The 23,952-nt window shown below is 46.3% G+C and carries 20 protein-coding genes; 11 read left to right on the forward strand and 9 right to left on the reverse strand.

The window, feature by feature from the left end; translation table 11 throughout:
* Positions 1 to 87: 87 nt before the first annotated feature.
* The 3 genes from J7545_RS03580 to J7545_RS03590 all read left to right on the forward strand — a co-directional run bounded on the left by J7545_RS03580 (position 88) and on the right by J7545_RS03590 (position 5,933).
* Positions 88 to 1,740 (forward strand): EAL domain-containing protein, encoded by a 1,653-nt coding sequence (locus J7545_RS03580; protein ID WP_318699897.1) that lies wholly within the window; start codon positions 88 to 90, stop codon positions 1,738 to 1,740.
* Between the two features lie 2 nt (positions 1,741 to 1,742).
* Positions 1,743 to 2,786 carry an S-layer homology domain-containing protein gene (locus J7545_RS03585; protein WP_318699898.1) on the forward strand — a complete coding sequence of 348 codons (1,044 nt, stop codon included), beginning with the start codon at positions 1,743 to 1,745 and terminating at the stop codon, positions 2,784 to 2,786.
* Positions 2,787 to 3,233: 447 nt separating this feature from the next.
* Positions 3,234 to 5,933, forward strand: coding sequence for an EAL domain-containing protein (locus J7545_RS03590; RefSeq protein WP_318719141.1), 2,700 nt, complete (start codon positions 3,234 to 3,236; stop codon positions 5,931 to 5,933).
* A gap of 110 nt (positions 5,934 to 6,043) precedes the next feature.
* Here J7545_RS03590 and J7545_RS03595 read toward each other — a convergent pair whose 3' ends face one another.
* The 3 genes from J7545_RS03595 to cobS form a co-directional block, all read right to left on the reverse strand.
* Positions 6,044 to 6,733: a hypothetical protein gene (locus J7545_RS03595; protein WP_318719142.1), complete on the reverse strand. Its 690-nt coding sequence runs from the start codon at positions 6,731 to 6,733 to the stop codon at positions 6,044 to 6,046.
* A gap of 27 nt (positions 6,734 to 6,760) precedes the next feature.
* Complete coding sequence (locus J7545_RS03600; RefSeq protein ID WP_318719143.1) at positions 6,761 to 9,421, reverse strand: DUF3769 domain-containing protein; 2,661 nt, start codon at positions 9,419 to 9,421, stop codon at positions 6,761 to 6,763.
* A gap of 85 nt (positions 9,422 to 9,506) precedes the next feature.
* Complete coding sequence (cobS, locus tag J7545_RS03605; RefSeq protein WP_318719144.1) at positions 9,507 to 10,280, reverse strand: adenosylcobinamide-GDP ribazoletransferase; 774 nt, start codon at positions 10,278 to 10,280, stop codon at positions 9,507 to 9,509.
* A gap of 305 nt (positions 10,281 to 10,585) precedes the next feature.
* Between cobS and J7545_RS03610 the strand changes: the two genes are divergently transcribed.
* From J7545_RS03610 to J7545_RS03620, 3 genes are all read left to right on the forward strand, one after another.
* On the forward strand, positions 10,586 to 11,041 hold the full coding sequence (locus J7545_RS03610) for a hypothetical protein (protein ID WP_318699903.1): 456 nt from the start codon (positions 10,586 to 10,588) through the stop codon (positions 11,039 to 11,041).
* A 162-nt stretch (positions 11,042 to 11,203) separates the two neighbouring features.
* Positions 11,204 to 12,583 carry a tRNA uridine-5-carboxymethylaminomethyl(34) synthesis GTPase MnmE gene (mnmE, locus tag J7545_RS03615; protein ID WP_318699904.1) on the forward strand — a complete coding sequence of 460 codons (1,380 nt, stop codon included), beginning with the start codon at positions 11,204 to 11,206 and terminating at the stop codon, positions 12,581 to 12,583.
* 143 nt (positions 12,584 to 12,726) lie between these two features.
* On the forward strand, positions 12,727 to 13,065 hold the full coding sequence (locus tag J7545_RS03620; protein ID WP_318699906.1) for a hypothetical protein: 339 nt from the start codon (positions 12,727 to 12,729) through the stop codon (positions 13,063 to 13,065).
* A 17-nt stretch (positions 13,066 to 13,082) separates the two neighbouring features.
* Here J7545_RS03620 and J7545_RS03625 read toward each other — a convergent pair whose 3' ends face one another.
* Both J7545_RS03625 and J7545_RS03630 read right to left on the reverse strand, forming a co-directional pair.
* A complete protein-coding gene (locus tag J7545_RS03625) occupies positions 13,083 to 14,498 on the reverse strand; it encodes a 2-succinylbenzoate--CoA ligase (protein ID WP_318699907.1) in 1,416 nt (471 codons plus the stop codon).
* Between the two features lie 6 nt (positions 14,499 to 14,504).
* Positions 14,505 to 15,065, reverse strand: a complete 561-nt coding sequence (locus J7545_RS03630) for a 3'-5' exonuclease (RefSeq protein WP_318699908.1) — start codon at positions 15,063 to 15,065, stop codon at positions 14,505 to 14,507.
* Positions 15,066 to 15,267: 202 nt separating this feature from the next.
* On the opposite strand from J7545_RS03630, the gene J7545_RS03635 reads away from it, so the two are divergent.
* The 3 genes from J7545_RS03635 to J7545_RS03645 all read left to right on the forward strand — a co-directional run bounded on the left by J7545_RS03635 (position 15,268) and on the right by J7545_RS03645 (position 17,456).
* Positions 15,268 to 15,957, forward strand: coding sequence for an ATP-dependent Clp protease proteolytic subunit (locus J7545_RS03635; protein WP_318699909.1), 690 nt, complete (start codon positions 15,268 to 15,270; stop codon positions 15,955 to 15,957).
* A gap of 69 nt (positions 15,958 to 16,026) precedes the next feature.
* A complete protein-coding gene (locus J7545_RS03640; RefSeq protein WP_318699910.1) occupies positions 16,027 to 16,623 on the forward strand; it encodes an ATP-dependent Clp protease proteolytic subunit in 597 nt (198 codons plus the stop codon).
* 212 nt (positions 16,624 to 16,835) lie between these two features.
* Positions 16,836 to 17,456, forward strand: coding sequence for a J domain-containing protein (locus J7545_RS03645; protein ID WP_318699911.1), 621 nt, complete (start codon positions 16,836 to 16,838; stop codon positions 17,454 to 17,456).
* A 14-nt stretch (positions 17,457 to 17,470) separates the two neighbouring features.
* Here J7545_RS03645 and J7545_RS03650 read toward each other — a convergent pair whose 3' ends face one another.
* Positions 17,471 to 18,481, reverse strand: coding sequence for a potassium channel family protein (locus J7545_RS03650; protein WP_413038566.1), 1,011 nt, complete (start codon positions 18,479 to 18,481; stop codon positions 17,471 to 17,473).
* A gap of 183 nt (positions 18,482 to 18,664) precedes the next feature.
* Between J7545_RS03650 and J7545_RS03655 the strand changes: the two genes are divergently transcribed.
* The gene (locus J7545_RS03655) at positions 18,665 to 19,435 is read left to right on the forward strand and encodes an HAD-IA family hydrolase (protein ID WP_413038567.1); all 771 of its coding nucleotides are present in this window, start codon (positions 18,665 to 18,667) and stop codon (positions 19,433 to 19,435) included.
* 14 nt (positions 19,436 to 19,449) lie between these two features.
* Here J7545_RS03655 and J7545_RS03660 read toward each other — a convergent pair whose 3' ends face one another.
* Both J7545_RS03660 and J7545_RS03665 read right to left on the reverse strand, forming a co-directional pair.
* Complete coding sequence (locus J7545_RS03660; protein ID WP_318699914.1) at positions 19,450 to 21,237, reverse strand: penicillin-binding protein 2; 1,788 nt, start codon at positions 21,235 to 21,237, stop codon at positions 19,450 to 19,452.
* A gap of 106 nt (positions 21,238 to 21,343) precedes the next feature.
* Positions 21,344 to 21,973, reverse strand: coding sequence for a hypothetical protein (locus tag J7545_RS03665; RefSeq protein ID WP_318699915.1), 630 nt, complete (start codon positions 21,971 to 21,973; stop codon positions 21,344 to 21,346).
* A gap of 159 nt (positions 21,974 to 22,132) precedes the next feature.
* On the opposite strand from J7545_RS03665, the gene J7545_RS03670 reads away from it, so the two are divergent.
* The gene (locus tag J7545_RS03670) at positions 22,133 to 22,429 is read left to right on the forward strand and encodes a DUF3288 family protein (RefSeq protein WP_318699916.1); all 297 of its coding nucleotides are present in this window, start codon (positions 22,133 to 22,135) and stop codon (positions 22,427 to 22,429) included.
* A 72-nt stretch (positions 22,430 to 22,501) separates the two neighbouring features.
* Here the strand turns inward: J7545_RS03670 and J7545_RS03675 are convergent, their stop codons facing one another.
* Entirely contained in the window at positions 22,502 to 23,926 is a 1,425-nt protein-coding gene (locus tag J7545_RS03675) for an MlaD family protein (protein WP_318719146.1), read from the reverse strand.
* Positions 23,927 to 23,952 lie beyond the last annotated feature (26 nt).

A 23,952-nucleotide genomic window follows, 5' to 3' on the forward strand; every position in this document is an offset into this window, starting at 1 on the left:
GGATGGGGAGACGCGGAGATTCCCTATGCCCCATTCCCTATGCCCCATTCCCTATGCCCCATTCCCCATTCCCTATTTTGAATTGAAATGGTTTGCATTCTCGTAATTGAAGATAATCCAGAAATTATCAGTAATGTGGTCGAATTTCTCGAAGCTGAGGACTTTGAAACCCTGAGTGCAGAGAATGGTCGTATCGGTCTAGAACTGGCTTTTGCCCATCGAGTAGACTTAATTCTCTGCGATGTAATGATGCCTGAACTTGATGGGTATGGAGTATTAAATGCCTTACGCCAAAATCCAGCGACGGCAACCACTCCCTTTGTCTTTCTGACTGCCAAAGGTGAACGACAAGACCTGCGGACGGGAATGAATTTAGGTGCTGATGATTATCTGATCAAACCCTTTACCCCTGATGAACTGCTAGAGGCGATCGCCGCTCGTTTATCCCGCTCTGCCCAACTGGAACAGTACGATCCGCTCACCGGACTGCCTCAAATCAGTGCGTTTAGCCAACCGGAAGGGTTTTTTACTCAAGCAGTAGCCCAAAGCGATCTGACTCGTTCCCTGGTTCCCCTAATGTTAATTGGATTAGATCGCTTAGAGCGTATTCAGGAAGCCATGGGTCATCGTCAAGGCGAGCAGATCTTAAAAGTAATCGCCCAACGCCTCACCCAGTTGATCCAGCCTTTGGGAGGTCAGGTAGCTAAAGGGAACGGGGGGCAATTTGCCGTGATGTTACCCCCAGTAGCCGATCAAAGTGTGGCGACGGAGCGCGCTCAAGAGATTTTAGAGGTGATTAATGAACCGGCGATCGTCGGCTATCATCGGGCGATCGTGACCGCCAGCATGGGGATCGGTTTCTATCCCTTAGCCACCAATTTTGACGAACTGCAACGGCAAGCGAGTATCGCCCTCGGTAACGTGAAAAGTATGGGCGGTAATCATTATCGTATCTACGTTGCGCCCTTATTTGGTCTCGACCAAACCAGAGACCTAAAACTCGAAGAAGAATTCTATCAAGCTTGGAGTGCCAACCGCTTTCAAATCCGCTACCAACCCAGAATCGAGATTAAGAAACGCCACTGTGTTTCCGTCGTTGCGCTCTTGCACTGGGAACATCCCCTGATGGGGGGTATTCCTGAAAACAAATTGTCCCAATTAATCACAGTTTGCGGATTAAACTTGGTGTTAGACCAATGGATTTTAGACCAAGCCTGTCAACAAATCAAAACCATCCAAAACAGGAAACAACCCCTACGCGTGGTCATTCAGGTGTCTGAACAGCTTTTTAATGAAGACCTACTCGCAACTATCGATCGCACCTGTCAAACCCATGGTTTCCCCACTTCACGTCTAGATTTAGAATTTGCTGCCAGTACCCTATTGGTCGCTCAAAATCAAAACCAAATGGCGGCTACCTTGAGATTAGCGAAGCAGAAGGGAATCTCAATTACCCTGAAAGATCTAGGTCAAAAAAACCAATTTCTCAATCAGTTAGACTCTCTTGCCGTCGATGCTCTCAAACTTGATGGTAGCGCCATGCAACACCTTCAGCAAAATCAACCTCTGATTAAAGCCATGATTCAACTGTGCCATAACTGGAAATTGAAGGCGATCGCCCCTGAAATTGCCACCCAAGAACAACAACGGTTTTTACAGCGCCATAACTGTGATTTAATCCAATATCAACAGTCCTATGATATCAAAGCGCTCAAAAGGCGTTTACTGCAACGGTTCTAATTATGTCTCTATTTCCTGTCATGCCGATCGCGACCCTAATGGTATGGGCCACAAGCCCCGGTCTGCATATTGCCCAATTCTCCCCATCCCTAGAAACCACTGCTTGGCAATGGATCGATTGGACTCAAGGGAATACGACTCAACGCCCCCTTTCTCAACGTCCGATTACCTTGATGTTCAAAGAAGGCAAGGTAAGTGGATTTGGGGGATGTAATGATTATTTTTCTAGTTACCAAATAGACGGCGAACGCCTCATGATGGCCGACCCGTTTGGACGCACGTTTAAAGCCTGTGGCAACCTGTCTGACCAAGAAGACCAGTTTTTAGAGCGATTAGGGCAAGTCGATCGATACCAGATTAACCCCGATGGGGAATTGTATCTGTTTTATCGTCAGAATGGGGAAATGGGACAAATGCGCTTTAGTCGAGTTCTTAAGTCATCCCCAGTACAGACTTCTTTTACCGACATTCCCCTCAACTATTGGGCCCAAGACTTTATTGTGGCCCTAGTTGAGCGTAATCTGATATCTGGGTTTCCTGATGGTACATTCCGCCCAGATACCCCAGTCACCCGCGCCGAATTTGCCAGTCTGCTCCAGAAAAGCTTTGATCTGCCTCAGGTACGAAAGCGCGTCCTTTTTCAAGATGTGCCCCAAGATTTTTGGGCCTATAGTGCCATTCAATATGTAGCGACGACTATTCCCCAGCTTATGGGGGGTTATCCAGAGGATAGGTTTCACCCAGAAGAGCCGATTTTGAGAGTTGAAGTACTGGTGAGCTTGGCTAATTTATTACCAGAAGTACCAGAGGTAGATATCGTCCAAATGTTAGAGCGCTATGAAGACCGAGAAGAAATCGCCGATTATGCCTTAGAAAAAGTAGCGATCGCCACTCAACATCAGATGGCGATCAATTATCCCCAAATTGGGCAACTCCATCCCAACCGACCTGCGACCCGTGCAGAAGTGACAGCCCTCATCTATCAAGGCTTAGTCAAAACCGGTCAAGCACCTGAAGTGCGATCGCCCTATCAGGTTAATCCTTAAATTCCTAGCCTTGGAGTACAGTAGGGAATAGGGAGTCGGCAGTCGGCAGTCGCTTACAAGGGTTTTCCCTATTCCCCATTCCCTATTCCCTACTCTCTACCGCCCAGCGCTATACAGTCCCAAGGGAGCATCGATTACCCAAACTAAGTATCTTCGGACTGCAACAAATTTCTGACTATTTCCATCAGGAGAAACGCATTATTCAATCCCCTAAGCCATTCTTTATCCCGATTAGCCCTAGGGAATCGCGTTAATCTAACAGAAGAGTCATTCTTCCATGGCTGACTTTGGGCACAAAGGTGTTGTTTGAAAAATGCCTTTTCCATCTCTTGATTGTTTTCCGGACACACTTGCCTGCCTCTAAAAGTTGCCCACAGACTTTTGGGAGGATGACCACTCACCTCCAGGGTCAAACGGTGTTATCAACCCCTCTCAATTGAGCCAAAAATGCTGAACCGTCAAAACCACCCGATCAACCCCTTGACTTCAACTCCAGGATGGCAACGCTGGATTGGAGGTGCTTTTGCGGCACTGGTCTTAATGGGACTAGAGGGTATCGGTCTGGTCAAGCAACTCGAACAGTTAGCCTATCGAGGTTTGTTTCAGTTACGGGGAGAAGAATCTTGGCATAGCCAAGTGGTCATCGTGGGTATTGATGAAACGACACTGAAAAATCGGCAAAACTCTGATAGTCCCCGGCAAATTTATACCACCCTTTTAGAGCGTTTAGCCCCCAGTCAGCCCCGGATGGTCGTGTTGGATATTTTAATGCACGATCGCTCCCCCGACGATCTACAGTTGGCTCAAGCGATGCGTCAAGTTCCCGTGGCACTGCCAGTATCTTGGGATAAGCAAGGGAATCAGAAAGATCCGATTCCAGAATTGGCAGCCGAGGCTGTGGTCATGGGGCATGTGGTGAGTCGTCAAGATTCTGATGGCTTAACGCGCATAGTAGTCCCCCAATTGGGGCAGATCCCGGCCCTTGGAGTGGCAGTGGCCAATGAGGTGATGGATCGGCCTCTGGAGTTGGATCGGCAGGGCTCTGAACCCCTATGGATTAATTGGCCTGGATCGGTGAACCATTTGCCCCAATATGAATTGTTCGAGGCGATTGAAGGGGGCGTGCCGATAGAGGAATTCCGGAACAAAATTGTGATTGTAGGCGCAAATGTGACTGGGTTTAATCCCGTGTTAACGCCGTTTGATATTAATCCTCCAGCCAGTGGCATTTATGTTCATGCGGCGGTGGTGAGTAATGCCTTATCGAATAATGGATTGCAACAGGTGGGAACATTTTTGCATCCAGTTTGGATCAACTTACTCTATTTCGCGGGGGCGATCGGTTTGAGTGCAACGCTTGTATTTTGGTCATTCCGTAACCAAATTATCGTTGTACTGGGTTTGGGAGGAGTATGGCTAAGTATGGGTTATAGTGCTTTTCATTTTTATTATCTTTTGCCTGTTGTCTCGCCTTTGGTGTTGTTGGGTTTAACGTTGTTATTAGTAACACTTCAAGATCGCTTGAAAATGAAGGCGATGTTGGTAGAACAGGAAAAGCAGTTATTTGAGTCCGCATTTTACGATCTAGCTACGGGTTTACCTAATTATGCTCTGTTTATGGATCGCTTGGAGGGGGTGCTCTCCCGTACTCGCGAACAATCTCAGCCGCCTTTATTTGCGGTATTTTTTATTTATATCGATCGCTCTAAGGTCGTTAATCCGGATTCGGGACATCGGTTAAGCAATGAGTTGCAGGTGGCGATCTCCGATCGTATTGAAGAGGCATTGAAGCGATCAATGGCTCATTCCCCTCGCCCCCTTTTGTCTCCCCATTCTGCCCATTTTTCTCCTCGTTCTGAGATCTCATCTATACCGACTCAATTTACCATCGCTCGGTTAGATACAGATACATTTGCGGTATTGGTTAATGCTCTTTCCTATTCCTCCCAGGCGATCGATGTGGCTCAAACGATTTATCAAACCCTCTCCCATGCTTCAGTGTCTGAGGGGTTGTTCACTAACCCAATTGAGCCAGATGAAGCGATCGGTTTACTCGAAGAAAATTTATCAGCAATGACCGCTTTTATCGGGGTGGCTTTATCAGCCGTTCATTCTGATTTTGAACAAGTTTCGGTTAATATCTATTCCCAGGCAGAAAGTATGCTCAGGGATGCTGAAATTGCCATGTACCAAGCTAAGGTTAAAGAGGGAAATCATTATGCTATTTTTGACCAAAATCTCCACCATGCAGAAATCCAAAGATTAGAACTCGAACTCGATCTACGACGAGCGATTAATCGCGCTAGGCGACAACAGGAAAATTGGTCGGGTTCGATCAACAATTCTAATTGTTCTCCTGCACATTTTTCTTATGCCTCGGAGCAATGGGGATCGGAATTTGAAGCTCAAAGCGATTTTCGTCTCTATTATCAACCCATTGTTTGTTTTACAACAGGTCGAATTAGTGGATTTGAAGCCTTAGTGCGCTGGTATCATCCTACCCGTGGCATGGTTTCCCCAGTCGATTTTATTCCTCTGGCTGAGGAAACAGGATTGATTATGGCTTTAGGAGATTGGATTTTAAAAACAGCCTGTTATCAGTTGCGAGAGTGGCAAAATAAGTTTCCCCATGGTTTGGAGGTGACCATGGTGGTGAATTTATCGAGTTTGCAGTTACATAATCCCCAGCTCGTGAGTCAGATCCAAACCTTACTCGATGAAATGGATTTAGATCATCGTTATTTGAAGTTGGAAATCACCGAAAGTGGATTGATGGAAAATGAAGACATAGCCTTAGACTTACTGAAAACTCTTAGAGAAGCGGGAATTCAGTTGAGTATTGATGATTTTGGGACGGGTTATTCTTCATTGGCACGGTTACATAATTTGCCAGTGAATACATTGAAAATTGATAAGTCGTTTTTGGAGAGGACGGCTCTAGATCATGAAAGTTGGGAAATTATTGAAACGATCATTATTTTAGCCCATAAATTAGGGTTGACAGTGGTAGCCGAAGGAATTGAAACGGGAGATCAGTTTGAGTTGCTTCAAAGACTTAGTTGTGATTATGGTCAAGGGTATTGGTTATCGCGCCCAATAGATGCTTCAGGGGCAACGGCGCTGTTGGCAAAAAATCCACAATGGTAATACAGTGCTAGTGCGAAGCACTAGGGAATAGAGAATACAGCGATCGCAAGCTCCGAAAGTGACAGAAGGATTACACATGTTTTTCATCGCAGTGCAAAGCGCTTTATGAATCAACTGGGAGAGTCCTGAGCGAAGGCTTGAAGTTTCAAATAAAATTCAGAAGTGGGTAAACGAGGCGCAAATCGATCGATGGGGAGTCGATCCGATCGCCCATTCGCCCCATCAGAGTCTAACTCAAGGGCGATCGCTCGATCTTCAGACTCTGAATTCTGGCTTTTTTCTTCTTCTTCAACATCGACTTCTTCAATCATTAAATCAGTCAATGTAGGTGAATTCTGTTCTAGTCCACTCTCATCAGAAACTTCATCGAGCAACCGCTCCTCTTGCGCTTCAACTTGGGGGAGTAACTCAGGAACAGGAGGGCGCATTTCCAGAGTGAGATTGAGATACTCTAAAGGCAGTAACTCTTCTGGCAATTTACTACAGACAATCTTCTCAAACTCATGATTAAAGTGACAGATGGGTTGTCCCCGTCTAGCCCAAAGATTCAAAATTTGCTCAATCGAAATTATTTTATATCTGCCTTGATATAAAGCTTCTACGATCGCCAACCGCAGCCAATCGCCCTTAAACCGATCGAGCCAGTGCTGTATACATTCTTCCACGCGATAGCGATCTAAATCAAAGCTATAGTAAATCAGCAAAGCCGGAACATAGGAGAGCGATCGCATTTCGGAGACACTTCGCCCAACCGATACGCTCTCCAGAAAAATAATCCATGGGTTTGCTGATGCGATCATGGGAGAATGGGGAATAGGGAATTAAAATTAAAAAGATTGAATCACGGTTGGAGTAGCTTGGCGAATATTCGGACTGGAAAAAGACTCACTCACGCCGCTCCAATTAAAATCACCTAAGCGAAATCCGAGAGCTGCTAAACCCAAATCTGGATTATAGCGAAAGGTCAAGCCATAGGTGCGACGACTATATTCAACCATATAATCGGTACTAATGGTTTTTCCTGTATCTAGATTAAACCCAGCACGGGCAGCGATGCGAATAGGGCCATAAAGTTGTTGATTGAGTTCGAGTTGCAGAACCCGCACATCAGCTACTCGGTCAAACCGAAAGGGGGATTCTCCAGTGGGGATAAATTGGGAATAGAGGATACTAAATCCAGTGTAGTCTAACCAGGAGCGGGAGAAATGGCCGAATTGGCCCTGAAACCCCATTAACCCCTGTAAATAGGATTGACTCTCGCCATTGCTATAAAATCCCGCTGTTCCAGTCAATCCAGCTAAAAATTGTACATAAGGAATGACGGGTTTAGGAGTATATTTGAGTCCCTCTGTGGGAGTAGGAGGCAAGGGTTCCCCCTTCCACAGAGAAAAGGGACGACGCACAGTGGCACTCATTTGGGTTCGATTTAAGGACACTCGATCGTCACTTAGATCGGATGGATCTAATAAGTCTAGGCGATCGGTTGGCGCATAGATATTCTGGAAACTGGCTTGATAATTGACTGCAATTCCCGTATCGGCAATATAAAGAATGGGAGAAGCAAACACAACTCCCACACTGCGATCGACGGTTTGAAACCCTAGAGAGCCATTATAAAACCGGTTGCGATAGGTATATTCAGCACTCAAGGTATGATTGGCAATCCGGTGTTGTAATTGCACATTCGCTCTGGCTGTATCACCCGTATTATTGAATCCGGCTAAATTGACATTGGCTTGGAACGTGGTTTGAGGGGCTAACCTGGCATCCAAAGATGCTCTTAAACCGATCCAACTCCAGAAAGAGTCGGTTTGCAGATCTTCCTCGGATACACTGTCTGCATCTCGGTTATCACTTGAGAATCCTAAAGCGCGTTGAACCAAGAATTGGGGAGCTAAACGCAGGGAAAACCGGCGAGTTTCAATGACTTCAAAACTGCGTTCAATAAACAAGCCTCCACGATCGCGGTTATCAAACCCTAAAGTGGCGATCGCTGGATCGCGCTCTTCTCGACTAATAATCAGGCGATTTCGCAAGAGGGGAACCCCCACCCGCTGATCGAACACCAACCGGGGGCGAGTCATTAACACTTCATCCTCTAGGGGAGAAATGCGCGTTAATTGAGCGCGATCGGCTCGTACCTCTAACTCTGGGGGGGAAAAGGGATCGTTCGTAAACCGAATATTCGTGGCTTGCCAACCTTCGGGCGTAAAATCCAACTGTTCTGCCTCAAACCGCACCCGTCGGACCTGTCCCCCTTGTTGTACGCTGGTAGTTGCAGCGCTCCCTCCACCCCCGACATTAATAATCACACCTCCAGCATCCGTGACATCCGTAGGGGGTTGATCGAGGAGAATTCTTTCTCCTGGAGGAAGAAGTTGGGAATCGGGGTTATCGTCCCTAAAATCGAAATCCGTTCCAGCGGTGGGAATATAGACTACGCCCCTTGCCTCTTCAATGGTTCCTGTCCCTTGGACAAAGTTATAGAGAAAGCGAGAGCCTAATAAAATTTGTTCGCCACTGACTAAAGATACATTGCCTACTGCCAGAGCCAAGCGGTTAATCAGGTTAACCTGTAGCTTATCTGATCGCAAAATCGCATCATCCAAGAGCATTTCCACGTTGCCCTCAGCCGTGAAAATTTGCCGTTCATCATCAAACTCCTGGCGATCGGCGGTTAATTCAATTACCGCGTCTTGTCCTGGAGGGGCGATCGGAATCTCAATCTCTTCCGGTTCGGCTGATTCAATCGGGATGGGCGTTTCTGAGCTAGACTCGGGTTCATCGGTGGATAGCGAGGGCCGATCGTCATTCAGGGGCGAAATTTCGGAAGCAGGAAGAGCATCCAATGCAGGAGTTTGGGCGATCGCCGCTTCCATTTTTTCCGATAAGGCTTCTTCAATCGCCTCAGAAACTGGTGTAGTCCGCCATGGGGAGTAATCTTTAATTGGTGGTAATGCTGGCTCAACTGTTGGCTCCAGACTTAGATCGCTAACTCCATAAACATCGGCAATCGGTGCAACTTTCTCCTCCCAGCTGACCGATAACCGACCTCCTAACGCTGAAGCCTCCGTACTGGCAACTAAGCGTTCATCTTCTGGAGAAGAGAGTTCCGGAGGGGCAATGGGTGATAGCGTCTCTCCACCAACCCAACTCAACTGTTCTGGTTTAACCACAGCGCCTTCTGGAGCTGAAAGGGGTTCAGGACTATATACAGTCTCCAAAGTACAGCATTGTTGGCTCTTTTCGAGTCCACTCGATCCCCCTTTCCTGTCTGATTGGGGAACATTCCTCTTTTCAAGGAGGACTTGCTCCTGCTGCACCTCTTGGTTTAGGGAGGTTGGGGGAATCAATGCAGGACGTTCTACAATAGCCATTGGTGCAGGAGCAACCCAATCTATCCCTTCAGTTGGCTCGGTGGCACTGATGCTTTGATGGGGAATAGCATGAACAACTGGCGGCAATTCAGGGGGGACAGGATAGGGCATAGATTCGATGATTCACTCCAATACCTTGCCCAGTATAGCGCTACAGGCTGACGCAGGGACGGTAATTATAGTGCTGCGCGCTATATTACCCACTGCTGATCAAAATCGCCCAAACTAAACTCAATGCTTCTGTCCATTCCACGACTGCACCATAGGTATCTCCGGTATGTCCTCCGAGTTGATGATTGAACCACCATGCGCTTCCTCCGGCGATCGCTGCCCAGCCTAATGTTAAGCTGAGAATTTCCATACTCTGTTGAGGATTGAGGGCGGCTTGTCCACCACTCAGAGCAATGAGCAGAATCAAGGATGGTAAAACATCTTTATAGGATTGAATCGCTGCTTTATGAAAAGCTCCTTTTCCCGTCGGTTTGAGATAGGGATAGCGCCAAATTGCCCAAAGTTGTCCGGCTCTTCCCCATGCAGGAATAGCGATCGCCACCCACAACTGTTGGGGGTTTAAGGAACTCATAGCCGCCGTTTTCAGTAATAGAATCAGGATGGCAGACATCGCTCCAAATGCACCCGTAACGCTATCGCTCATCACCTGCAAACGGCGATCTCGATCCATCACACTTAAACCATCAGCCGTATCCATCGCTCCATCTAAGTGTAATCCCCCAGTGATGGCAACCCAGAGGGCAATGATTACGGAACTACGGGTAAAATTGGGCATTCCTACAGACCATAAACACCAATTTATCACCCCTAATATTGTTCCGATCAGCATTCCTACTAAAGTTGCAAACCTTGCTATTCCGGAAAATTCTAAGGGCCAAGAGCGAGGCATCGGTATGCTAGTATAAAAAAAAATTGCCCCACTGATTCGCCAGATCCATATCATTGCCACTCCCCCCATGCTCTATGTTAATCTGCCAATAGACATCTACTCTGTTTTCTTGGTCGTCGATCTGCATTTTCCCTCTGTTCAGAGGTGAGTGTCATCAGAAACACGGCTACTAGATGACTGCCGTTTTACTTACGCGATCGATACTTCTAATTCGATCAAAAAATCCGTAGAATCTGGCAAGTATCGGCCAAAGAGTTAGGATAGAATTGTCTCATAGGCTACTTTAATAGGCCATTCTATCTTAGGGTGCAGTCTTGGGATGTCAAATCGTCAGTAGTCTTGTCGTCCTCTTTTGAAATTAGAGAGTTTTTCCCATGAGTTACGATCAATTACCTGGCAATACACGGTTACCTGCTCCTTGTATTCTCAACAGAGGGATCGTTGTGAATCCACAGGATATTCAGAAAGTGATTGGGGATCTCCATCGTGTCCGTTATGTTGAACTGTTCGATCGGCAAACCCAAGCTACTGGCGAAGCGTATATCCAAGAAGTGTTTACCGATCCACTGCGATCGACTATCCTGGCGAATCATACGTTATATCTAAATATTCAAAGCTTTGATTATTTAGAACTGAAACAATCTGACGACCAAGAAACCTATTTTGATTTAGTTCAAGAGAATCGTATCCTGCGGTTAATTCCTCTCTCTAATCCCCTACAAAACCAACCGGTTAGTTCGTTAAATACGGCTGCTCTAGAAGTGATGATGGCAGAAGTTTTAGCGGCTAATTTAGATGTACAAATGGACGATGACGAACCCTTAGCCTAAGATTTGGAAATGGGTTGACGTGACAAAGATTTAAAGAGTGACTGGAGATTCTACATACGTGTTCGGTTCTAGCAGCGTAAATTCAATGCCACATTCTATTCGTTTTTTGGTAATTTTATAATTGGCGAGTTCAAGTAAGCGTTTTCTCAAGGGAATCCAAAGATGAATTATCCCCCAGAAAGAGAGACGATCGCGGCGATCGCCACTGCTATTGTGCCGCAAACGGGTAGCGTGGGAATTGTTCGACTATCGGGAAGCCAAGCATTAGAGATTGCCCAATTGCTCTTTGAGGCTCCTGGAAATCAGCCTTGGAAGAGCCATCGTATCCTTTATGGTTATATCTGCGATCCGCAAACGGGTTCAACGGTGGATGAAGCCTTATTGATGATTATGAAAGCGCCCCGCTCCTACACCCGTGAAGATGTGGTGGAATTTCACTGTCATGGGGGTATCATGGTGGTGCAACAGGTGCTGACACTTTGCTTAGAGCAAGGCGCTCGACTGGCGCAACCGGGCGAATTTACCCTCAGAGCATTTCTCAATGGACGCATTGATTTAACTCAAGCGGAAAGTATCTCAGATTTGGTGGGGGCGCGATCGCCTCAAGCGGCGGAATTAGCCTTAGCCGGAATTCAGGGAAAGTTAGCTTCTCCCATTCGTCAGCTACGCAACACCTGTGTGGATCTGTTGGCGGAAATTGAAGCGAGGATTGATTTTGAAGACGATCTTCCCCCTTTGGATGAACCATACATCATCCGTGCAATCAACCAAGTATTAGATCAATTAACGGATATTTTAGCCACGGCTAATCAGGGGGAACTGCTCCGCAGTGGATTAAAGGTGACGATTGTCGGTCGCCCCAATGTGGGAAAATCGAGTTTACTCAATGCTTGGAGTCAGAGCGATCGCGCCATCGTTACCGATCTACCGGGAACCACCCGTGATATTGTGGAAACCCAGTTAGTGGTGCGGGGAATTCCCATCCAAGTTTTAGATACCGCAGGCATTCGGGAAACTGGCGATCGCGTAGAAAAAATTGGTGTCGAGCGATCGCGCCAAGCGACGCAAAAAGCCGATCTGATTCTGTTTACCCTCGACGCTGCTGCCGGATGGACGGCAGAAGATCGAGCTATTTACGAGCAACTCCCCCCCGAAAAAACGATCCTCATCCTCAATAAAATCGATTTAGTTGGCGATCTGCCCTCTGGTTTGCCTACCGATATTGTGGCGATCGTCAAAACCGCAGCCGCCCACAAACAAGGCATTGAAGATCTAGAAGAAGCAATGATTACGGCTGTTAATGGGGGGAGCTTGCAAGCAGCCAATCTTGATATTGCCATTAACCAGCGGCAAACTTCCGCCCTTACCCGCGCTAAAGTCTCCCTAGAACAAGTTGAAGCTACCATTGCCGAACAGCTCCCCCTCGATTTCTGGACGATTGACTTACGAGGAGCAATTCAAGCCTTGGGTGAAGTCACGGGAGAAGAAGTTACTGAATCTGTATTAGATCGGATCTTTAGTCAGTTTTGTATCGGCAAATAGGGACATGAAGGGTTGCATTAACCCCATCTTATAATGGCTCTATTCATGTAGGTTTTTTGCTAAAATATTAATAAATTGTTAAGATAATCCATAAGTACCCTGGGTCAAGTTGCCACAGGGGATTGCTAGAGGGGAATTGCCCTATGACAATTGAACAATCGTTTTACCAGCAACTCCGTCAGCGAGGATACTGGGATCAGACCGAGAGATTATCGGCTTGCGATCGCCAAAGTACCTTGGCCTTAGCGTGGTCAAATCCGAATTTGACCAGAGATCCTGGCACCATGTACAAACTGGTGTGGCTCCTATCTTCCACCAGCAGACGGAAACGGCTCAGTGCTATTGATTTACGGATTTTAGACCGCACAGCTACTGATTTGGCAACTCAAGGTCAACTGCTACCTGCCACAAAATCTTATGTTAAGTATTTGTGGCAGCAAGTCTATACCCAAGAGTATGCCCAAGCGCCTGTCCATGAATAATCAATAGTTAACAATGATTAATGGTTGATTCGTGCGATTAGCTTGTGCAAGGCAGCTCGATTGAGCTTGCCTTGGGGAGATCGGGGGAGTTTCTCAACTGCAACCCAAGTCTTGGGTTGCTTATAACGGCTGAGATGGGGTGCGATCGCCTCCTTTACCGTGTCTGAAGTTACATATTCATCCTGGGGCACATACACCGCCGTTACCCGTTCCCCCCAGTCTGCATCAGGAAAACCCAGGACTGCCACATCCTGAACCAATTGTGTTGCCCGGATTGCCGCTTCCACTTCCTGGGGAAAAACCTTCTCTCCCCCAGTCACGATCGTCTGACTGTGGCGACCGAGAATATACAGATATTTTTCGCTGTCAAAATAACCAATATCATCTGTTAAGAAGGAGCGATCGCCGGGAAAGGGATGGGGAAAATAGCCTAAAGCGAGGGATGGGGAGGCGATCGCCACTCGTCCCGGTTGCAGCGTGGGCAAGGGGTTCCCCTTATCATCTTGGATCGTAATCTGAGCATGGGGTAGGGGTTGACCGCAACTGATATTACCTGCAAAAAAACGATCCGGTTTCAGGGTTGCCACTTGGGAAGCCGTTTCCGTCATGCCATAGGTGAGTGCCACAGGTATTTTAGCCTGTTTTGCCTGTTGCAATAATTCTGGCCAAGCCGGCGCTCCTCCCAACAGAACCGCCCGAAATTGAGATAAGCAAGAGCAAGAATTGGATAACAAGCGCTTAAGTTGGGTGGGAACCAGAGAAATAAAATAATTTTGCGGATTAAAAGGAAGGAAACCCGTTAGAGACAGATACGGCATAAGGGCTAGAGTTCCTCCTGTGAGCAAGGTTCGCATCACTTGCATCAGTCCACTGACATGATAGAGGGGAAGCGTGCAACAGCAATCAATAGCATCAGATAGCACAAACTCCTCTGTTGTAAAAGAGGACTTTGATCCCTTTTTTAAAGGCGATTGAGGGGAATGAATATATCTTGAATCGTTAAAATAGCGGGTAAACCCTTCAACAGAAGCGCTGAGGGTTCCCCAAGTATGCATTGCAAAGCGAATCTTTCCCGACGATCCTCCTGTCGCAATCATTACAGTACCAGGAAATGACGGCGGCGGCGGTGCTTCTATTGGGGAACAGGGAACAGTTCCCCAAACCAGTTGGGGTTGAACCTGTTCCCACACTTGTCGCCATTCTGAAGCTTTCCACTGGGGGTTACCGAGAAAAACCGGAGTTTGGGTAGCAATAGCAGCAAAAAAGCCAGCCAAGAAAGTAACGGGTTCAGATTCATTGAGCAGCAGTCTGGGAGGAGTGGCATATTGGCCCAAATGCTGATATTTTTCCCAGAATAGGGGATAAAGGCGATCGCCCTGGGGACAAACCAGATGAAAGGATTGGACTAAATCAGCGATCGCCGTCTCAACCATGACCGATTACCCATTACCATTCCTATAGGCTGCCATTAAATGGGCCAGAATATGGGCAATATTCCACGCATCATCAATCCCTCGATGGTGGGTTCCGATCAGAGGAAGATGAAGCAACTCTAAGGCTTGCGCCATCCCTACTTCTTTCGGTAAACCGTGGAGAACCGTCAAGAGAGTTTTAATATTAATATGTCGATTGCTAAAGGGATAGGGCACTTCCAGCATTTCACATTGCTTCTCAAACTGAGTGCGATCGTAGTTACCATAACTTGCCCAAACTCGCTTATGAGTGTGATACTCACTTTGCAGGCGATCGCACGCTTCCCGAAAGCTCACTCCCGTATCCACTTGCTCTTGAGTTAATGTAGTCAGTTGAGTACAAAACTCACTCACCTTGGAAAGCGTCGGTTTAACTAAAATACTATCCTTTTCTAAAGGTTTACCCAAGGTTAAATCAACCGTGGCAATTCCCACTTCAATAATTTCATGGTGTTCGCCAGGTGGCGATCGTTTACGCCAGCAGGTGGCTTCAATATCAATAACAACAATGCGATCGAGTTTAGGCATACTTTAAAAGTGAGTTATCCAATAATCTAGGATCTAATCTTTTCACAAACTGGGTTTCTAGTTTCCCATCCTATACCTCTTTTGTTTACTCTTCCCATCTCCCCATCTCTCCATCTCCCCATCCCCATTACCAGCGCGTAACGCCCGATCGCGCTAGGATAAGAAATATTAACAAATAGCCATTCAATAGCAATCCTAGTCTATGGATACACCGATTAAGGCCGTACAATCTCCCTATTACGGAGATGCCTATTATCGAACACCCCCCCCAGATCTAGCCTCCTTACTCCTCAAGGAGCGCATCGTTTATTTAGGGATGCCCCTATTTTCCGACGATCAAGTCAAACAACAAGTTGGTATCGATGTCACCGAACTGATTATCGCCCAACTGTTGTATCTACAGTTTGACAGTCCCGAAAAACCGATCTACTTCTACATCAACTCCACTGGAACCTCCTGGTATGGAGGAGAAGCCGTTGGTTTTGAAACCGAAGCCTTCGCCATCTGCGATACCCTCAGTTACATTAAACCTCCTGTGCATACTATTTGCATTGGTCAAGCCATGGGAACTGCATCGATGATCCTCTCGGCAGGGACTAAAGGCTGTCGCGCAAGTCTGAGCCATGCTACCATCGTCCTCAATCAACCGCGCACAGGTACACAAGGGCAAGCCACGGATATTCAAATTCGGGCGAAGGAAGTGATCGACAATAAACAGACCCTGCTTTCGATCTTATCCCAAAATACGGGCCAAACTGTAGAGAAAATTGCCAAAGATACCGATCGCATGTTCTACCTAACTCCTGAAGAAGCCCAAGAATATGGATTGATTGATAAAGTATTAACCAGTAGCAAGGATCTTCCCCAACCCATGCCTGCCCTGAGTTCTTAACCCTTGGGCAATTGAACGTTGATTGACGTTTATCCTTTTGTTTTGTTGTTCATTTTTTGGTATTTTCTTATGCCTATCGGTGTTCCTAGTGTTCCCTATCGTCTCCCTGGAAGTCCTTATGAGCGGTGGATTAATATTTACGATCGCCTCTATCAAGAGCGGATCATCTTTCTCGGCCGTGAAGTTACGGATAGTTTAGCCAACCAACTGGTAGCGGTAATGCTCTATTTAGACTCCGATGACCAGAATAAGCCCATTTACTTGTACATTAATTCTCCTGGTGGTTCGGTGACCGCAGGCATGGCCATTTACGATACCATGCAGCACATTAAATCAGAAGTGATCACCATCTGTGTGGGGTTAGCCGCTTCCATGGGAGCCTTTTTACTGGCGGCGGGGAGTCCAGGTAAACGGTTGGCACTGCCCCACTCTCGGATCATGATTCACCAGCCCCTCGGTGGTGTAGGGAGACGACAAGCGACGGATATTCAAATTGAAGCTCAACAAATTCTCCGCACTCGCTCCCAGTTGAATGAACTAATGGCGAAACACACCAAACAACCCCTAGAGAAAATTGAAAAGGATACCGATCGCGATTATTTCATGTCTGCTGAAGAAGCGAAAGAGTATGGTCTCATCGATAAGGTGATCGTAGACCGGGTTTAGTTGAGGGATGGATAACAGAGTAGATTTCTTGCAGAAGTTAGGTAGAAGTTAGGTAATAGGTAATAGTCAATCAGAATATAGGATGACTGCATTACTATTCCTTTTCTGCTCACTGATGCAAGAGGTCTATTCAAAAATACTATATATGCTGTATAGTCTGTTATCCTCCAAGTTGAGGGGATGAGGAGTGTTTTTATTTTCACTGTTTGTGGATGGATATTGCCTATTATTACCGAGTGTTGGACTTAAAACCAGGGGCCTCGTTTGCGGAGGTTAAAGCTTCCTATCGACGTTTGGCGCGAGGATGTCATCCTGATGTTAATCCGGGAGATAGACAAGCCAAGGAAAAGTTTATTCAACTCACGCAAGCCTACGAAATTCTCTTAAAAGAAATTTCTGAGGTAGCCAATACAGAAATAGGATTTGAAGCGTTTTCTCACTCTTCCCCTGAACCCACCGTAACGCCTACTCCCTCCCCTGCGCCTGCTCCCCGGAAGGTGAAAATTCCTCCCTTAAACCCCCAGGATAAACGGTTAAAGCAAAGTGCCTATGAGCAATTACGAGAGTTTTTAAAAACGAAGCGTTTTCCCCGGGCGATCGCCTTAGTGGAAGCTCTGCGCGATCGCCTCCCCATCGATCCAGAAGTGCGTCAATGGCAGGCGATTACTTATCAATCCTACGGTCAACATTTACTCAAACAAAATCAACTCGAAAAGGCGCAACTCTATCTGCAAAGAGCCAGACGCACGGACCCCCACAACCGCCGTTTGTGCCTAGAAGTTGAACAAGACCTCAACCGGTTGGGAGTCCAATCCGCCCATCAACAAGTGTAATCATGAATGATGAATTAATTGTGAGGATTCAGGGGAGAGAGCAGTTGTTTTAAGCGCCGAATTTGTTCCGAGGTTCCCATACAAATGAGTAAATCTTGGGGGAGTAATAGGGTTTCTCCCGTTGGCGCTCCGATGACGGTTCCATCCTGGCGACGGATGGCGAGGACCAGAACACCAGAGCGCGATCGCAGTTGCATTTGTTGAAGCGATTGGCCAATATAGGGACAGCGATCGCTATCAATCCCGAATTCTTCAATCAGTAAGGAGCGATTTTTGCCCGTGATCATACCATCAACGAAATGCATCACTTGAGGTCGTAAGGCAGCAGTCGCCATTTTGCGCCCAGCCGTCGTATAAGGAGAAACGACGGCATCTGCTCCTCCTCGATAGAGTTTCAGTGCTGCTTCATCGGTACTAACGCGGGCGATCGTCCTAATTTGGCTATTGAGACTTTTCGCTGATAAAACCGTGTAGAGATTCTGTGCATCAGAAGGTAGAGCAGCAACCAAACAACACGCTTGATTAATGCCTGCTCTATGCAACGTATCATCTAAGGTGGCATCTCCTTGGAGGATAAGATACCCTAAACTTTGAGCCGCTTCTAGAGCCTCTGGTGAAGAGTCAACAATTACAAAGGGAACGCCTTCTTCATGGAATTCTAGGGCAATCTGTTGCCCAGTACGACCAAAACCGCAAATAATATAATGGTTGATCAAGTTTTTCAGCACTTTCTGTTTTTGTCGCAAACGTATTCCATCTTGAAAATAGCCTTGCAGGAAGGCTTCTGTAAACCGATTGACAATATACCCAATGCTAATCACTCCAAAAAAAATCAGGGCGATGGTAAAGATTCTCCCCCGTGATTCCATTGGCTCTACTTCGCCATAACCCACCGTTGTTAGGGTAATAATGGTCATATAAAAGGCATCAGGAAAAGACCATTTTTCTAGAACCATATAGCCGATGGTTCCCCATATGCAAACGAACCCTAGGGCAAGAACACCGACTAGAAGTTCCCGTTGCATTCGTTGATACTGTTGTTCGATGGAAGACACTCTTGATAGGGGATAGGGAAGGGGTAATGGGAATGGAGACTGGGAAATTTCCCATCCGTCGCCGATCTTTAACTAGAATAATATCTTACACTTGTGGTGTTCAATTAATCGGAAACTTAAGGTTTGTATAGAGTGGGGAAAGTCATGGGTAAAATGGGGCAACTGAAAGCAATTATTTTTGATGTGGATGGAACCCTGGCAGAAACGGAACGGGATGGTCATCGTTTGGCATTTAATCAGGTTTTTTCTAATGCCGGGTTACCGTGGCAATGGTCTGCTGAGTTTTATGGGCCACTTTTAGAAGTGTCGGGAGGAAAAGAGCGCCTGGTTTCTTATGTTCGCCGGTATCATCCCCAGTTTGAGCCTCCAGTAGAGTTGGAAGTATGGGCTGCCCAATTACATCGCCAGAAAACGAAGTATTATCGACAGTTTCTTTCAAAAGGTTCGATTCCCTTACGACCGGGTGTTCAACGGTTAATTGAAGAGGCTATAAGCAAAAATATACGATTGGCGATCGCTACAACTAGCGCCCTACCCAATACCATGGCCTTATTGGAGAAGTTTTTTCACCCAACTACGTTTGAATTGATTGCGGCCGGTGATATTGTACCCCAGAAAAAACCTGCGCCTGATATTTATTACTATGTTCTAGAGCAAATGAATTTATCGCCTAGAGAGTGTTTGGTGATTGAGGATTCCCAAGCAGGGGTGCAAGCAGCGACTGAAGTTGGTTTACCCACGTTAGTAACCCAAAATGAATATGCTCAAAATCATGACTTTCCGGGGGCGATCGCCGTTTTAAGCGATCTGGGCGAACCGGATGCTCCGTTTACCGTCATTCGCGGCGATCTGGGAATTTATACGTATACGACCCTAGCAACTTTAAACTTTCTGCATCAGCAGGTCATATCCATTAAACCTTAAAAGCAGTATACCCATTATTCATTAGGTCGATGAGTGGACGGAAGAATCTTCTCCATTGGAATGAGGGCTTCCATTACCGATTTTACAATTGGAGCCGATACCGTACCCCCAAAAGCCCCTGCGCCTTTCGGTTCATCAACCACTGCAACGACCACATAGGGGCCATCCGGCAAAATACCAACAAAACTGGTTATTTTTGCTGATTCATAATACCCACCACCAGCATAAGCCTTCTGAGCCGTTCCAGTTTTACCTGCCACTCTATAATTGGGGATCTGGGCAGCTTTTCCACTCCCCCCATCCACTACGGCTTCCATCATAGCTAAAACGGCTTCAGTTGTTTCTTGAGAAAACACTCGGCGGGGAGCTTCAATACTTGGAGTATAGTGCAATTGTCCTTGCACATCCCTAAGTCCTTTAACTACATGAGGAGTGACTAAAAATCCCCCATTGGCCAAAGTGGCATGGAGTTGGGCAAGTTTCAGGGGAGTTAAGGATAACCCTTGACCAAAGGAGACAACAGCAGGCTCAACAGCTATATTGACAAAATGTTCTTTCGGTTTGAGGTAACTCGCGGTTTCTCCTGGTAAATCAATTCCCATAACACTTGAAAGTCCCAGGTTTTCCAGCCAGTCATAAAAGACTTCTGGCTTCATCTGCTGGACAACTCTAACCATGGCGACATTACTGGAATATTTTATAATATCGGTTAGACTTGATACGCCTCTACCTCCATTCGCATCAAAGTCATAATTCTGAATCGGCCATTCACCGATATAAATCTGTCCTGGATCGTAAAACCGATCGTCAGGTTCAATCGCATCTGCTTCTAAGGCGATCGCCACATTAATCGGCTTAAACGTCGATCCTGGCTCATATAAATCGGTAATTGCCCAGTTTTTTAATAAGCCTAAATCGGCTTTCCAATAAGTATTGGCATCAAATGACGGATATTGCACCAATGACAAAATCGACCCATTGGATGCATCCATCACAATCACCGTACCCCGCTTGGCCTGATATTGTTTCATCTGCTCAGAAAGGGCTAACCGGGAAACCCGTTGCAGCCGGGTATCCAAGGTTAATTGCAATTGCAGGGCATCCATATTCAACAAGGGAGTCGATCCTTGATTGGGTAAAATATCGCCTTCTCCCGTGCGCGTCACTTCGACCCACTCACTAGAGCGCTCTAGAATATTTTCATAGGCAGCTTCGATTCCAGATTGTCCCATCCGCTCCATATTCACATATCCCACCACTTCCGAGACCAGATCTTCTTGGGGATAAATCCGCTCTTGATAGGCATTGAACTCTAAGCCATCAAGAGATAGAGTTTGAATCCGACGGGCAGCATCTTCCGGCACACTATACTGAATCTGAATTCCTGTCGGCCCTTCAGAAAAGCGTTGCATGACTTGATTGGCCGGTATACCTAAAATACCAGAGAGTGCGTTAGCAATCTCTGGCATAGGTCGCTTAAACATGATGGGATGGGCGTATAAGGTAAACCGGGGTTGATCGACTGCCAAAAAATGTCCTTGGCGATCGACAATAGACCGACGGGAAGTCGCCTTCTGTTCTTGACTGCGTTGTTGCTGTTGTGCCTTTTGGCGTAACTCAGCACTCTGAATGACCTGTAAGCTTAATAATTTTAGGCTGAGTCCCAATAAACCAGCAATCAGCACCCCCCAGACGACTACCGATCGCATCTGAGGTACAGCAGCCATTTTTCTGCCCGGCTTTCTAGGGAAAGAACCCGTGGCGATCGCTTTACGTTTGCTCGGCCGAAAAGTTGAGGCCATAATTTCTGAAATAAATTAAATCAATCCCTGAAAAACAAGTGGCTTAGAGCCACTTGTTAAGTATAACTTCATAGACTCATGGTATTAGGTCTTCTAATTGGAAGGCTTAATATCCCCAAGGTTTAGAGGGTAACGGTTCCGGTGCTAAATTAGGCAAAGACTCAGAAATAGCAGGAACCGAACGTTGTTCCACCGGCTCAAGGAAAATCGTAGTCTCTGGATTTTGAGGAACTAAACCGGTATCTTCGGTTTCTGCTTGGGATGCCATCCGATTTTTTAAGATTTCACTAGCCGTAACTAATTGACGCTCATAACGTTCTAGATTTTGCAGATGATCGTATTTTTTCATCCATTCTTGCTGCGTTTGCACCGTTAGACTATAAATTCCCATGGTAGCTGCACCTAAACCTAGGGTACAAAAAAAGAGGACTTTTTCGATCGCCCGTAGAGCGACTACACTCTTTGGTAATTGGTTATGTTTTGGATCTAAGCGTTTAACGGTTCCTGATTGAGTTAATCCCTGAACTGACGTGGCTTTATCGACAACCTGTTGCTGAAAGTGGTCATTTCGAGCCATCTGTGAAGGCACTCTAGAAGAACTAGCCGATGGCGAAGTGGGTGCTATTTTAGGAGCTTGAGGTTGGGAAGAGACTAACCGCAGTCTGGAACGATTCGGGTTGTGTAAACGAGGTTGGCGACGAGGGGAGGAATCGGGAAAGGATTTGAGAGCAACCATGGAATTGAATAAATTTGGGAGTAGTTTAACATTAATGCTCGAGGCTCGGAATCAATGGCTTAACTCATAGGTCAAGGATTCCGTTTAGTCATATTATGGTTTAGATGGGATAGCACTGTCTCCCTTTTGCCGGTTAATTGAAGTTCAGGATAGAGCGTTATGGATCGTGAATCTGGAAAGGATCAAAAGCATCCGCGTGAGGATCGCGATCGCCTGATTGTGGATCAATTGCTCCAACATTCTGGGGAACCGACAGATTTTCATTTAGTAGAATTGGCGCGTCTGAGAATTCGTTACCAAGACTTTCCAGGTGCTAGAGCGCTACAACAGGATTTAAACCGCGCCATGCAACAGTGGAACTTGAATGAGGAAGCCTTATTTGAGCGAACCCGTGCCATTCATATCCAAGGATTGGTGTATAAACGAGGAGGCAATCAACAAGAAGATTGGAGTTAATCTAATTTGTTAATGGGTAATTGGCGATCTCCGTGTCTCCGCGTCCCCGCGTCTCGGTGTCTCCCTATCTCCCTATGGATTGAAATCAAGTGATGGTGTCGAAGGGGAAAAATCCGCAGAGGGAAACTCTGGATTCAGTTCAAAAAGGGTTTTGGGTTCAATCTTAAAATCTACTTTGATATTAGAATCCATATCCTGGGCTATGTCCCAGTCCGTTAACTCTGGAGCGTTGAATGCCTCAACTTGTGGCAACTGTTGCTGACGCTTGGGAGATTGCATTTGGGTTTTAATCGGCTCTAAAACCTGGGCAATTTCCGCTTGTTCTTCTAAACGTTCTGTAGAAGAAACTAATTGACCCAAACCATTCACCAAATTACGAATATTCTGGCGAAATTGGGGATCGCCGAGCAAATCATCCATATCTGAGGTGAGTTTTTGGGCATTTTGAAATGTTGAGCGAGCTGAATCTAAGGTTTGCTGGAGCATCAACAAAGTCGTAGGATTATTAATGTCATCGGATAAATCCTTTAAGTTAGCAGAAGCTTGGGCAGCATTGGCTGAAAGAGTTTCTAGGTTATTGATCAACTCTCCTTGTTGGACTTGACTGAGAATCGGGGTCAACGTAGATACCGCAATTTTCATCTCCTCGGATGTGCGCTCTAAATTGGCTAAGGTGCTAGTAATATTAGTTCGATTTTGGGCAATCAAACCATTCATATTTTGTAGTGCGGTTTTTAGTTCGGCGCTGGTGCTTTCCACTTGTCTAGTCAGTTGGGCACTACTTTCAGTAAATTGGGTAGTTGCTTGCAGGGTGGATTGACGAATTTGATCCGCTGCCGCGCCTACGGATTCAGTTGCATTAGAAATCGTACTAATTTCTCCCTTAGCTAGGGTCGTTAGTTCTGCTAGTTCAGCGCTCAGAACTGTAAAATTTTCAGCCGCAGATGTCGCTCCGTCCAGGGTAGACATCAGACGAGCATAAAATTCTTCCGAACTAAAGAGTTCTGCCATATCTAAACCCCTGCGTAGGAGTTCAACATAGCTGACTCCAATTTGGCCAGAAAGTCGAGTTCCTTCGCAAATAACCACGGTGCGATCGCACTCCTGACTCTGAGCAGAAGTCATATTTGCTGGCACAGAAGATAAGGGAATAATATCGATTGTTGTGGAGCCAACTAAACCGGATTGATTGGCTTCAATGAGCGCATTTTTGGGCATCACCAAATCCCCTTGATGAATATTGAGCGTGACATCAACCCCATTTGATCCCGGATTAATCGCTGCCACGAAACCCACTTCGACCCCACGATATCGAACTTCTGCCCCAATTTGTATTCCTTCAATATTGTCAAATTCCACAATTACGGAGTAAATTTGTTTACTAAAAGTCCCTCCGCGTAACCAAAGGATCAGACCGCCAAAAAGTCCCATCCCAACTAAGATAAGTAACCCAACTGAACCTTCTCGAATTGTCCGTTGACGCATGATGGTTTTCACTTCCCTACAAGATTGTACCCGCTTTA

It is taken from the genome of Roseofilum sp. SBFL, from assembly GCF_017746885.1.
In the GTDB taxonomy this organism is placed as follows: Bacteria; Cyanobacteriota; Cyanobacteriia; order Cyanobacteriales; family Desertifilaceae; genus Roseofilum.